This is a genomic window from Bradyrhizobium sp. 930_D9_N1_4 (genome assembly GCF_052076015.1).
In the GTDB taxonomy this organism is placed as follows: domain Bacteria; phylum Pseudomonadota; class Alphaproteobacteria; order Rhizobiales; family Xanthobacteraceae; genus Bradyrhizobium.
The window spans coordinates 4,719,555-4,731,560 of record NZ_CP197236.1 but is presented as its reverse complement, the minus strand read 5'-3'; the positions used below and the strand labels follow the sequence as shown (position 1 = coordinate 4,731,560).

Here is a 12,006-nt window from a genome sequence, read left to right as displayed (position 1 = left end):
GTCTCTGTGGGATGATCGGGCAGATTTAATGGACCGCAGCCGCGCGACAAGGCGGCTTTCGGAAATGCTCGGTTTCCGTTTGTGAAGGTTATTTCGATATCCGCACGACCATCTTGCCGAGGGCGGCGCGCGTCTGCATCGTCCTGAATGCCTCGCGAAAATCTTCGAGCGCAAAGACGCGGCCGACCGCGGGCTTCAGTCTGCCCTCGGCGAGCCAGCCCGTCAGCTCCGACATCAAACGCTTCTGCACCTCAGGCTCGCGCGTTGGAATCTGCGCGAGGTCGACGCCGAGCAGGGCGCCGCCCTTTAGCAGCGGCAGGTTGAAGGGCAGCGCGGGAATCGCGCCCCCGGCAAAGCCGACCACGAGATGGCGGCCGCGCCAGGCGATCGAGCGAAAAGCCTGCACCGAGATCTCGCCGCCGACGGGGTCGAAGATCACATCGGCGCCGTGTCCGTTGGTCAACTCCTTGAGCGTGTCGCGCCAGCCGGTTTGCGTGTAGTCGATGACGGCATCGGCGCCGTGTTGTTGCGCGAACTCGCGCTTCTCCGCCGTCGATGCCGCCGCAATGACGCGGGCGCCGAGCAGCTTGCCGATCTGCACCGCTGCGGTCCCGGTGCCGCCGGCCGCCCCCAGCACCAGAAGCTGCTCGCCTGCGACGATCATGGCGCGTGCGCTCAGCGCATAGAGGGCGGTGAGATAATTGGCACGAAACGAGGCCGCGACTTCGGCGGCAACGCCGTCCGGAAGGGGATGGAGCGCCTCAGGCTTGACGACAATCTCTTCAGCGAGCGCGCCAGACCGCGTCATGCCCATCACGCGCATGCCCGGCCGATAGCCTCCCGGCTCGCCCGGGGCCTCCTCCACAATTCCCGCGAACTCCGTTCCGGGAATGAAGGGCAGGGGATCCTTGGTCTGATAGAGGCCTTGAAGCTTCAGACCGTCGACGAATCCGATGCCCGCGGCCTCCACCCGGATGCGCAACTGTCCGGGCTCGATGCGCGGGGACGGAACGTCCTTCAGCTCGATCTGATCGATGGGCGCGTACTGCTCGACGACGACGGCTTTCATGTCAGACCTCTGCTGTTCTGGTTATCCTGACAGGTCCCGACAACAGTCTCTTGTGTCTACCGCCACATCCCCCGCATCCGCGCGCCGATGTCGACCTTCGGGCCTTGCGCGGCGGTGCGAGCCGCGCCCGCGCCTGCCTTCGGCCAGGCGGTGCGCTCGAACAGATAGACCAGGGATTCCGGGATGAAGCGGGTGCGGGAGGCGTAGACGTGGCGGTCGCCCTTGGCGGCCTGGCCGTGGACGAAGAAGCGCTGGGGAACGACGAGGTGGAGATCGTCCTTGGCGCGCGTCATCGCGACATAGAGCAGGCGGCGCTCTTCCTCGAGCTCGGCGCTGGTGCCGGCGCCGAGATCCGACGGCATGCAGCCGTCGACGACGTTGAGCACGAACACCGACTTCCACTCCTGGCCCTTGGCGGAGTGGATGGTGGAGAGGATCAAATAATCCTCGTCGCGGAGCGGAGGACCTGATTTGTCGCTGGTCGCATCGGGCGGATCGAGCGTGAGCTCGGTCAAAAACTTCTCGCGCGAGGCATAGCCGCTCGCGATCTGCTCGAGCTGCATCAGATCGGCGCGACGCGTCTCGGAATCCTCGTGGATGCGATCGAGATGCGGCGCGTACCATAGCCGCGCCCGTTCGAGATCAGCCGGCCATTCCGAATAGCGCAGATTCTCGACCGTGCGGACGAAGGCGGTCCAGTCGTCGCCGGTGCGTGCCGGCACCGGGAGTTGGCCGAGTGCGTGCAGCGGGTCGGTGCTTTCCGCCATCTGGTCGAGCACGCGCTGCGCAGTTGCGGGGCCGATGCCCGGCAGCAGATGCAGGATGCGGAAGCCGGCGACGCGGTCGCGCGGATTTTCGGCAAAGCGCAGCAGCGCCAGCACGTCCTTGACATGGGCCGCGTCGAGGAATTTCAGCCCGCCGAATTTCACGAAGGGGATGTTGCGGCGGGTCAGCTCGATCTCGAGCGGACCCGAATGCGAGGACGTCCGGAACAGCACCGCCTGATGCTTCAGGAGCGCGCCTTGCTCGCGGTTGGCCAGCACCTCCTCGACGATGTAGCGCGCCTGGTGGGCTTCGTCGTGCACGGTGACGAGTTGCGGCTTCTGCGACGCGGTGCGGTCTGTCCAGAGGTTCTTGGTGAAGCGCTCGCGGGCAAGCCCGATGACGCCGTTGGCCGCCGCCAGCACGGGTTGCGTCGAGCGGTAATTGCGGTCGAGCGTGATCATCTCGGCGCGGGGCGAGAAGCTTTGCGGGAAGTCCAGAATGTTGCGCACGGTGGCGGCGCGGAACGAATAGATCGACTGCGCGTCGTCGCCGACGACGGTGAGCCCGCGGCCGTCCGGCTTCAGCGCCAGCAGGATCGAGGATTGCAGGCGGTTGGTGTCCTGATATTCGTCGACCAGCACGTGATCGAAGCGGCCGCCGATTTCGTCGGCGATCAGCGCATCGCTCATCATCTGCGACCAGTAGAGCAGGAGGTCGTCGTAATCGAGCACGTGCTGCGCCTGCTTGGCCTCGACGTAAGCCGCGAACAGGCCCTTCAGTTCGGCGGCCCATCCGGCGCACCAGGGATAGTGCGCCCCCAGCACCTTCTCGATTTCCATCTCGGCGTTGACGCAGCGCGAGTAGATCGAGAGGCAGGTGCTCTTGGCCGGAAAGCGGCTCTCGGTCTTCGACAGGCCGCGCTCGTGCCGGACCAGATTCATCAGGTCGGCGGAGTCCTCGCGGTCGTGAATGGTGAAGGCCGGATGGACGCCGATCCGCTCGGCATATTCGCGCAGCAGCCGCGCGCCGATGCCGTGGAAAGTGCCGGCCCAGGTGAGCGCGTCACGCATGATCGCGGCATTGTTCTCGCCAAGCACCTTTCGCGAGATGCGCTCGACCCGGCCGGCCATCTCGGCGGCTGCGCGGCGGGAGAACGTCATCAGCAGGATGCGGCGGGGATCGGCGCCGGCGACGATCAGATGGGCGACGCGGTGGGCGAGCGTGTTGGTCTTGCCGGAGCCGGCGCCGGCGATGACGAGCAGGGGGGCGCCCACGGTCGCGCCGTCGGCCACGCCATGCTCCACGGCGCGGCGCTGCTCCGCATTGAGCGTGTCCAGATATGTCGCCACGAATCGCCCCGGTGAAAGAACGAGAATCGGCGATCCCGGCGCGAATCGCAATGCGGCTGGACGGAACCGGTGTTAAGACCTAGGGACAAGACAACACGAAGTTCCAGCCCGAAAAGCGCCCCGGCATGGCCGAGCTCAAGCCCGAACAGTTCGAGATGCGGCGGCTGGAGTCGCTCAGCAACACCATCTTCGGCGTCGCCATGACGCTGCTCGCCTATGACCTGCCCAAGGCGGCGGTGTTCACCAGCGCGCCCGAGTGGAGCGATCTCGCCCGGGTCTATTCCGGCAAGCTGATTGGCTTCGCGCTCAGCTTCATCATCGCCGGCGTGTTCTGGATCAGCCATCACCGCCGGCTGGCGCGCCAGCCGGTGGGCAGCCGCGGTGCGGTGATGCTCAATCTGTTCTTCCTGTTGTCGATCGTGCTGTTGCCGGTGACCAACGGCCTCTACACCAACTACCCCATGAGCAGCGCGGTGGCCGTGCTCTACGGCCTGCACCTGAGCGCGATCGCCGGGCTCAATGCCTGGCTGTGGTGGCGGATCGTCGGTGGCTGGGGCCGGGAGATCGTGGCCTCGCTGTTTCCGCTTGCGGTGTTCATCCCGGGCACGATCGTGGCGGCCTTCGCGCCGCACGTCGCGCCCTTCCTGTGGTTCATCGCTTTCGGCGGGCTGCTGATCCAGCGCTTCTATGTCGCGCCGAACCCGTCCGCCGGCACGTAAAGCATGACCGGGCGGATTTCGTAGACCGCAGACGGATTGACCTGACGCAGTGTCCGCGCTGCCGCGATGGCCTCCTCATCGGTGTCGTAGTTCACAAGGTGGAAGCCGAGAAGCTGCTCCTTGGTCTCGGCAAACGGGCCGTCCAGCACAATGCCCGCGCCGGGGCCACGCAAGGTGTGCGCCTTTCGGGTCCCATCCAGACGGGCAGCCGGCCCAAGGTGTCCGCTCGCCCTGAGCGGCTCCTGAACCGCGATGACTTTGGCCACGACAGCGGCGTCCTGCTCAGGCGTCCACGACAGGATCTCGTCTTCCACATGGTAGGCCAGGATCGCGTAAAGCATTTTCACCTCGCTTGTTTCGGCTGCACGCAGCCCGAAGGACGTATCACCCCGGCCGCTTCCGACAATGGCTTCGCGGAAATTATTGCGTTGCGTGGGCTGCGACGAAACCGTCTTGAAACCCGATTGCGGCCCAAAAGTGTGAACGCCGCCTGAAGCCGCGGCGACTGATGGCGACAAGAACACTTCGGAGGCGGCCATGTCGACCATCAAGATCATCTGCGACGCGCGGCGGGCAGCACAATCGGAGCCTGCCGATCTGCACGACCAGAGCGGCCATCACCGCTATTACGGCAGCTCCGCCGAGAACGGCGGCGAGCGCATCGTCGAGAGCCGCCGCGGCAAGCAGCCGCGCACGCTGAACGTCTGCGGCTTCTGAGCCCTGCGCAGCGAACCGACGCGACAATGAGCGTGCTTCAAATATCGATCGCCGCAATGCCGTTCTTGCTCTCGCTCGTGAGCCGGTCCAGCAAGGCGATCGCCCCGTGCCTGTGCGCGAGCATCTTCACCGTGCTCCTCGGCGATGAGCCGCCCCGCGCTGCCATGGCCTGGTGCATCGGCATCCTGATCGCCGCCGTCGCCCTGCGCGAGCGCCTTCGCACTCTCTAGGCGGCCAAGCCGGGCCTTCCGACCCAGGCAATTCCCAAAAGAAAAGGCGCGGCGGGGAAGACCCCGTCGCGCCCGATTTCTTGCTCGCTGGTCCAGGGCTGAGAGCGCCCCAAATGCCAAGCCCGTTTCAAAGCTTAGCGGGCGATCCCAGCGAGGTGACAGCGCTTGGTAAGAGACACTGGATCACCTCCTTTCGTTGGTTGCGGAAGATCTCAATATAGGCCGGGGGGCGGCCGCTGTTAAGAGGGAGGCGGCGAGGGCGGAACCGGGTCTGTGCGCAAGGACCGAAAAGCGCCCGAAAGCCGCAAGATGCCGCCCTTCGGGCAGCAAAGCCGTTCCTCGGGCAGTTGAGACCGCCGCCCGGCCGTGTTAGGGAGCCCCAGACGCGGGTGTAGCTCAATGGTAGAGCAGCAGCCTTCCAAGCTGAATACGAGGGTTCGATTCCCTTCACCCGCTCCAGCTCTATAACGCAGATATCACTGCAGGCGGACGGTTGCGCGGGGGCGGGATGATTAGGCTCCCTTGCTCTGCTCCTCGCGTTTGATCTGTTGCTGCTTGTATTCGGCTTGGACCGCCGGATCGTCGTTTCTCCCTCGGACGGCATCCGCGTCACCATTGCCGCCGTCGAGGCCTTTGGCTGCGCTGATATGCTGTTTGAGGTCCCTGACGGCCGGGTGGATATGCGCTACGAGGTATTTGTCCAGGATACCTTTATCGGGATTGTCGAGCTCTTTCTTGAGCGCTTGCAAGTATGCAGCCTTGTCCGTCGAAGCCCAGTCGATACTGAACCCGGCGCGCTGCGCCAGGACCGAGTGAATAACCATGATCGTCCGCCCATTGCCGTCCAGGAAAGGATGGCCGTGCGCGAGATAGCCCATAACTTCGCCTGGCTTGGCCCGCATGGTCTTTGGGTCGTTCCCGAGTTTGAGGGCGTGCTCAATCGCATTCCGAATAGATTTCGGATGCGCGAAGAGAACTCCACCTCGGTTTACCGCGATATCAGGTGCCGTTTCGGTACGATCCAGCCCGGCCCAGGGATACATGGCCTCGAACAGCGTCTTGTGCGTACAGCACATCCGCGTAGGCCAAAGGTTTCTTCTTCTCAATCGCTGCGAAGGCATCATCGATACCCGTCGTGAAGGAGGCGTGTTCAAGCCTCCTTACAATGGGAGGATTTTTCTCTTGGGCATGATTACGGAGGTAGCCGCGCGTTTCAAAGTCGCCGAACGGATCGAACGTCACGGCTTGGCTTCGTGGAGGTAGCGGGCCTGAAGCTGGATCATCTCGATACGTGTGATCCGGTTTGCGCGCTGCAAGCCTATAAGGAGCTGCTCGATTTCATCGAATTCGACCATGTCTCCGGCGAGCCGCGACATGTGGTGCGCGAGACGGTCGTTTGGTCCCTCCGAATAGGTTACCTGATGCGTCCGGGCCAGCGTCCGGATGTGTTCAGCGGTCGAGGAGGCCGTGACCTTGTTCATGCCCATAATATAGCAATTTTTGCCTGAAATTCCATTAACGAATAGGTCTCTGAAATCAGCAGGTTGCAGGTGGCCTTCCGGGCCAGAAACAGTGCGCCGCAGGGCGCCGGCGCTCGGCCTCAATGCTCGTCAGAAATAAGGCGCGAAAAAACGCCGGTTCGCAAAACTGCGATCGGCATCAAACCAATCGCTGTCGGCTTCGGGCAACGACCTGCAGCCCTGTCAGAGCGCAACGTCCCGGTTGACGTTCTTGTACAGCAGATACACCGCCTGGCTCGATCCTGTCGGATAGAACTGCTGCGGACAGAACGATCCCATCCAGATGAAGTCATCGACCCAGATCTCGTGCCAGCTGTTGCCGAGGTAATACAGGCCTTGGCCCTCCAGCATGAGCAACCCGTGCTCCATGATGTGGGTCTCGACGGCCGGGAAACAGACGCCGGGCTGGAAGAACATCAGGTTCATCTCGAAATCGAAGCGCAGATCGCCCATCGGCAGCAGGTGCTTGAAGCCGCGCCCTTGCAAGCCGGTATGGTTCGTCATCGGCATCGCCTGGTGTTGACCGATGATCGTCGTCGGCGCCGCGATGCCCTCGGCCGTTTCATAACGCTTCTTGAGCGCGAGGACGCGGGCGGGTGCAGCGGGATGGCAATGCATCGTGAAAGAGGTGCCCGGCGGAAAATAGGCAAAGCCGCCTTCCGTCAGCGAGGTCGGAGCTTCGGTCCCGATGCTGATGTCGACGGCACCCGTCACGACGTAGAAGAAATGCTGAAGGTCGACGCAGATCGGCCGGGCCGTGCCACCCGAAGGCTCGATCTCCAGCATGAATTGGGCAAACTCGGCTCCGAGCGACGGCGCCGCCAGAAACCGCACGGTCGTTGACGACCACGCCGGCAGCCGGCTCTTCAACACGCCTTCAGGCGGTATGAACGCGAAATTGCGGCCGACGACTGCGCGGCTGTGGCCGATCGCGCCGGGGCGAACGATTCCGGGGTGGGCAGGCAGGTCGGTCGGGTGCATCCGGGATTCCTTGGTCAACTCGCAACGGCGCGCCGTCGCGAAGCGTCGACGGAAGACGGAGCGTTGCGACACGGGCGAATGTGGTTTCTGCTCATACCGGGTTGTTCAATTTGATAAATGAGAGCGAATTGCACCGCAACGGCGGTCGGGAGATGCCCGCCATACCGGGTTGACCCCGGCGGCCGTTCTGTCAAAGAAGGCGAGGTTCGGTCCGGGTTCGAGACCGCCGTCTCTTTTGGCACTGTTGGGAGCAAGTGCGGATCATGTCTGAGCGGATCGCTCTCATCACCGGCGTGACCGGACAGGACGGCGCCTATCTCGCCGAACACCTGCTGTCGCTCGGCTATGTCGTGCACGGCATCAAGCGGCGTTCGTCCTCGTTCAACACCGCGCGCGTCGATCATCTCTATCAGGATCCGCATGTCGGCGACGTGCCGTTCCTGATGCACTACGGCGACATGACGGATTCGACCAATCTGATCCGCCTGGTGCAGCAGATCCGCCCCACAGAGATCTACAATCTCGCCGCCCAGAGCCACGTCGCCGTCAGCTTCGAGAGCCCGGAGTATACGGCGAACGCCGACGCCATCGGCGTGCTGCGCCTGCTGGAGGCGATCCGCATCCTCGGCATGGAGAAGGAGACGAAGTTCTACCAGGCCTCGACCTCCGAGCTCTACGGTCTCGTGCAGGAGATTCCGCAGAAGGAGACCACGCCGTTTTATCCGCGCTCGCCCTACGGCGTGGCAAAGCTCTACGGCTACTGGATCACGGTGAACTACCGCGAAGCCTATGGCATGTTCGCGTCCAACGGCATCCTGTTCAACCATGAGAGCCCGATCCGCGGCGAGACGTTTGTCACGCGCAAGATCACGCGCGGCGTGTCGCGGATCGAGGTCGGTCTCGAACAGACGCTCTATCTTGGCAATCTCGAAGCCAAGCGCGACTGGGGCCATGCGCGCGACTATGTCGAGGGCATGCACAAGATCCTGCAGGCCGACAAGCCCGATGATTTCGTGCTGGCGACCGGCGAGACGCACTCGGTGCGCGAGATGGTCGAATTGTCCTTCGCCCATGTCGGCCGTCGCGTCGAATGGCGTGGCGCGGGTGTCGACGAGACCGGCGTCGACGCCAAGAGCGGCAAGACGGTTGTGAAGGTCGATCCCTCCTATTTCCGTCCAACCGAGGTCGATCTCCTCGTCGGCGACGCCAGCAAGGCGCGCGAGGTGCTCGGCTGGAAGCCGAAGCGCAATTTTGCAGAGCTGGTCGCGGAGATGATGGCGAGCGATCTGGCTGAAGCAACGCGGGATGCGGCCGATGGCAAGCGCGGCGTTTGAGCTCGCTGGAGGATGGTCTGAGGCGTGTTTACATGGCGAATCTGGCCGACACGCCTGCGTCGGAAAGCGCCTATTAGAAAAAGTTCACGATAGGTGGCTATCGTTAAGCCGCTGACGTTTTGAGGTTACGATGGTGGGCAAAAGGCACGATACCGACGAGATTTCTGCGAAGCTCGGCCGAGCCAATGAACTGTTGGCTCAAGGAAAGACACAGCGCGAGATTTCCAAGGCGATCGGTGTGAGCGTCATGACTTACCATCGTTGGAGAAAGGCTTTTCAATCTGATCAGACGGTCAATGTTATCTCGGCGGGCGGCGATCACATGGCGAAGTCGGTGGATGGGTCAGGAGAGACGCCGGCTAACAAGATCAAGCGGCTTGAATTCGAGAATGCGCAATTAAGGCGCCTTGTAACAGACATGCTCCTGGAGCAGCTGAGCTACGGAACGGGACCGGGTAAAGGGCGCAAATCGCGTCCCGCAGAGAAATGAAGCGGCGGTAAAGCTCGATAGCGCATAGCGAATTGCAGTCTGACGAAGCTGGCTATAGGACGAGCACTCGAAAGGACGCAGCCATAGCTTGTTTGAAGCGAGTTGAACGGCGGTGGGGTCGTTCGCGATTCGGGCTGTAGGCCGGTCAACGCTTGCTCCGCCCGCAAACCCCTTCGAGCAGTGGATCATTAATGAACGAAGTCACCGTCCGTTCAGCTACACAAGGCGACCTGTCTGATGTGCTGAAGCTTTACCAGCATCTTCATCCGAGTGAGCCTCAACCAGATGCTCCCATAGCGGAGCGCGTTTGGATGACTCTGCTTACATCCAACTTTATGACCGTGATCGTTGCGCAAGCGGAAGAGCTGCTTGTATCTTCATGCACTCTCGCGATTGTGCCGAACCTGTCTCGTGGCGGTAGGTCGTATGGTGTGATTGAGAACGTGGTCACCCACGCTGAGTATCGCAAGTTGGGCTTGGGCCGACGAGTTCTCGCTCACGCTCTCGATCTCGCGGCGCGGGCTGACTGCTACAAGGTCCATCTGGCGACCGGTTCAAAGCGGGAGGCGACGCTGCGCTTCTATGAGGGCGCGGGCTTTCAGCGCGGGGCTAAAACGTACTTTGAGGTGCGGCGGCTATAGCGTTCGAAGCGGGCTCGCGCCTAACCTTCGCGTCTTTCCCATCGTGATATTTGCGCGGTTGCACAAGAGCGCCCGGTATTTGAAGCGAAGCTGGACGTTGCCGCCCGCTTATGGGTACACGGCATAGGAACCATCACTTCCAGTACGAGTTGGCCGATCGGGTGGGCAAAACATCACACGAGGTCAACCGTGCAAGAGACTGTGCGCGTGCGCACCACCGCGCAAATCGCGGGCCATCCGATTCATCCGATGCTGGTGCCGATCCCGATTGCGTGCTTCATCGGAGCGCTGCTGACGGATATCGCCTATGTCATCAGCGCCGAGATCATGTGGGCAAATTTTTCGGCCTGGCTGCTGGTCGTGGGCGTCATCTTCGGCGTGCTGGCGGCCATCGCAGGCCTCACCGATTTTCTCGGTAACAGGTTGGTGCGAGCGCAGCCGCCGGCCTGGCCGCATCTGATCGGCAACGCATTGGCGCTGATCCTCGCCACCATCAACGCGTTAATCCACACGCGCGATGCCTGGACCTCGGTGTGGCCGACCGGGCTCATACTCTCGGTCATCACCGTGTTGATCCTGCCGGTCACCGGCTGGCTCGGCTGGGCCATGGTGTATCGTCACGGCGTGGGAGTTGCGCGATGAAGTCTTCTATTGCTCACGCATTGTTGTGTTCTTCGTTGCTGTGTCTCGCCGGCTGCGATGACGGCAGCGGCGATCCCAAGGCGCAGATCGGCGCCAATCCTGATCTGCCCGACATCCAGCAATATTGGCTGCCGCCGATGCACATCGCGCGCATCGTCGGATGGAAGAAAGACGAGACCCCGGCAGTTGCGCAGGGCTTGCAGGCCAAGGCCTTTGCGACCGGCTTGCAGCATCCGCGCTCCCTCTACGTGCTTCCGAACGGCGACGTGCTGGTGGTGGAGTCCAAGGCGCCGAAGGGCGGCTCGATCAAGCGGCCCAAGGAAATCGTCATGGGCTATATCGAGTCATGGGCGACGTCAGGCGGCGACACCGGCGAGAGCAACCGCGTCACGCTGCTGCGCGACACCAACGGCGACGGCGTGCCGGATATGCAGAGCGTCTTCCTCGATCATCTCAACTCGCCGTTCGGCGTCGCGCTGGTTGGCAACGATTTCTACGTCGCCAACACCGATGCGATCGTCAAGTATCCTTACACAGAGGGTGACACCAGGATCACCGCGCCGGGTACGGTGCTGACGCCGCTGCCGGGTGGGCCGATCGACCACCACTGGACCAAGAGCCTGGTCGCGAGCCCCGATGGTTCAAAACTCTATGCGGGTGTCGGCTCCAACAGCAACATCACCGAGAACGGCATGGAGGCCGAGCACAATCGCGCCGCCATCCTGGAGGTCGATCGCACCAGCGGACGCTGGCGGATCTTTGCCAGCGGCCTGCGCAATCCCAATGGCCTCAGCTTCGAGCCGCAGACCGGCGCGTTGTGGACGGTGGTGAACGAGCGCGACGAACTCGGTCCCGATCTCGTGCCTGATTACATGACCTCGGTAAAGGACGGTGGTTTCTATGGCTGGCCCTACAGCTATTACGGCCAGCACGTCGATCCCCGCGTCCAGCCGCAGCGGCCGGATCTCGTCGCCAAGGCGATCGTGCCTGACTATGCGCTGAGCTCGCATGTCGCGCCGCTCGGGATGGCATTCAACACCGGCACGAGTCTGCCGGCCGCCTACCGTGGCGGCGCCTTCGTCGGCGAACACGGCAGCTGGAACAGGCAGATGCTGAACGGCTACAAGGTCGTCTACGTGCCGTTCGCGGACGGCAAGCCGAGCGGGCCGGCGCAGGATGTCGTCACCGGCTTTCTCAACAGCGACAACCAGGCGCGCGGCCGTCCCGTCGGCGTCGCCATCGACAAATCGGGCGCGCTGCTGGTGGCTGACGACAGTGGCAACACGGTGTGGCGCGTGACGGCCACGCATCCGCAGCTTACGCAGCGATAGGAGTTGGACGATGGGCCTTGCTCAATACGCGATCGTGCCGGTCGAGGACGAATGGGGCGTGCTGCATGACGGCGACGTCAAAAGCAAATACGCCACCAAGGAAGCCGCCTTCGAGTCGGCGGTCGCCGCAGCCTCCCTGGCGATCCGCCAGGGGCACGAGGTCCATGTCAGCGTGCCCGGGCGCGAAGCCGGCGAGAACGCGCTGGGAAGCTAGCTTC

At 63.0% G+C, this 12,006-nt stretch carries 15 protein-coding genes and 1 tRNA gene; 10 read left to right on the top strand and 6 right to left on the bottom strand.

Annotation, left to right across the window (positions count from 1 at the left end; translation table 11 throughout):
- Nucleotides 1-88 precede the first annotated feature (88 nt).
- On the bottom strand, nucleotides 89-1,069 hold the full coding sequence (locus AB7532_RS22495) for an NADPH:quinone oxidoreductase family protein (RefSeq protein WP_441236892.1): 981 nt from the start codon (nucleotides 1,067-1,069) through the stop codon (nucleotides 89-91).
- Nucleotides 1,070-1,125: 56 nt separating this feature from the next.
- Entirely contained in the window at nucleotides 1,126-3,183 is a 2,058-nt protein-coding gene (locus AB7532_RS22490; protein WP_441236891.1) for an ATP-dependent helicase, read from the bottom strand.
- Between the two features lie 125 nt (nucleotides 3,184-3,308).
- Here AB7532_RS22490 and AB7532_RS22485 point away from each other — a divergent pair, with 125 nt between their 5' ends.
- Nucleotides 3,309-3,902, top strand: a complete 594-nt coding sequence (locus AB7532_RS22485; protein WP_441236890.1) for a TMEM175 family protein — start codon at nucleotides 3,309-3,311, stop codon at nucleotides 3,900-3,902.
- Here AB7532_RS22485 and AB7532_RS22480 read toward each other — a convergent pair.
- Nucleotides 3,869-4,243, bottom strand: coding sequence for a YciI family protein (locus AB7532_RS22480; protein ID WP_441239335.1), 375 nt, complete (start codon nucleotides 4,241-4,243; stop codon nucleotides 3,869-3,871). The genes AB7532_RS22485 and AB7532_RS22480 overlap by 34 nt on opposite strands.
- Nucleotides 4,244-4,439: 196 nt before the next feature.
- On the opposite strand from AB7532_RS22480, the gene AB7532_RS22475 reads away from it, so the two are divergent.
- From AB7532_RS22475 to AB7532_RS22465, 3 genes are all read left to right on the top strand, one after another.
- Nucleotides 4,440-4,619, top strand: a complete 180-nt coding sequence (locus AB7532_RS22475; protein ID WP_441236889.1) for a hypothetical protein — start codon at nucleotides 4,440-4,442, stop codon at nucleotides 4,617-4,619.
- Between the two features lie 26 nt (nucleotides 4,620-4,645).
- Nucleotides 4,646-4,849 carry a hypothetical protein gene (locus AB7532_RS22470; RefSeq protein ID WP_441236888.1) on the top strand — a complete coding sequence of 68 codons (204 nt, stop codon included), beginning with the start codon at nucleotides 4,646-4,648 and terminating at the stop codon, nucleotides 4,847-4,849.
- A gap of 385 nt (nucleotides 4,850-5,234) precedes the next feature.
- Nucleotides 5,235-5,308, top strand: a tRNA-Gly gene (locus tag AB7532_RS22465).
- A gap of 53 nt (nucleotides 5,309-5,361) precedes the next feature.
- On the opposite strand, the gene AB7532_RS22460 is transcribed toward AB7532_RS22465, so the two are convergent.
- From AB7532_RS22460 to allE, 3 genes are all read right to left on the bottom strand, one after another.
- On the bottom strand, nucleotides 5,362-5,973 hold the full coding sequence (locus AB7532_RS22460) for a Fic/DOC family protein (RefSeq protein WP_441236887.1): 612 nt from the start codon (nucleotides 5,971-5,973) through the stop codon (nucleotides 5,362-5,364).
- A gap of 114 nt (nucleotides 5,974-6,087) precedes the next feature.
- Nucleotides 6,088-6,330: a hypothetical protein gene (locus AB7532_RS22455; protein WP_441236886.1), complete on the bottom strand. Its 243-nt coding sequence runs from the start codon at nucleotides 6,328-6,330 to the stop codon at nucleotides 6,088-6,090.
- Nucleotides 6,331-6,552: 222 nt separating this feature from the next.
- Nucleotides 6,553-7,350: a (S)-ureidoglycine aminohydrolase gene (allE, locus tag AB7532_RS22450; RefSeq protein WP_441236885.1), complete on the bottom strand. Its 798-nt coding sequence runs from the start codon at nucleotides 7,348-7,350 to the stop codon at nucleotides 6,553-6,555.
- Nucleotides 7,351-7,613: 263 nt separating this feature from the next.
- Here allE and gmd point away from each other — a divergent pair, with 263 nt between their 5' ends.
- From gmd to AB7532_RS22420, 6 genes are all read left to right on the top strand, one after another.
- The gene (gmd, locus tag AB7532_RS22445; protein WP_441236884.1) at nucleotides 7,614-8,684 is read left to right on the top strand and encodes a GDP-mannose 4,6-dehydratase; all 1,071 of its coding nucleotides are present in this window, start codon (nucleotides 7,614-7,616) and stop codon (nucleotides 8,682-8,684) included.
- A 130-nt stretch (nucleotides 8,685-8,814) separates the two neighbouring features.
- Nucleotides 8,815-9,174: a helix-turn-helix domain-containing protein gene (locus AB7532_RS22440; RefSeq protein WP_441236883.1), complete on the top strand. Its 360-nt coding sequence runs from the start codon at nucleotides 8,815-8,817 to the stop codon at nucleotides 9,172-9,174.
- 191 nt (nucleotides 9,175-9,365) lie between these two features.
- Nucleotides 9,366-9,815, top strand: a complete 450-nt coding sequence (locus AB7532_RS22435) for a GNAT family N-acetyltransferase (protein WP_441236882.1) — start codon at nucleotides 9,366-9,368, stop codon at nucleotides 9,813-9,815.
- 189 nt (nucleotides 9,816-10,004) lie between these two features.
- Nucleotides 10,005-10,457 (top strand): DUF2231 domain-containing protein, encoded by a 453-nt coding sequence (locus AB7532_RS22430; protein ID WP_441236881.1) that lies wholly within the window; start codon nucleotides 10,005-10,007, stop codon nucleotides 10,455-10,457.
- Nucleotides 10,454-11,788, top strand: a complete 1,335-nt coding sequence (locus AB7532_RS22425; RefSeq protein WP_441236880.1) for a PQQ-dependent sugar dehydrogenase — start codon at nucleotides 10,454-10,456, stop codon at nucleotides 11,786-11,788. The genes AB7532_RS22430 and AB7532_RS22425 overlap by 4 nt, the downstream gene beginning before the upstream one ends.
- Nucleotides 11,789-11,798: 10 nt before the next feature.
- Nucleotides 11,799-12,002 (top strand): hypothetical protein, encoded by a 204-nt coding sequence (locus AB7532_RS22420; RefSeq protein ID WP_063986285.1) that lies wholly within the window; start codon nucleotides 11,799-11,801, stop codon nucleotides 12,000-12,002.
- Nucleotides 12,003-12,006 lie beyond the last annotated feature (4 nt).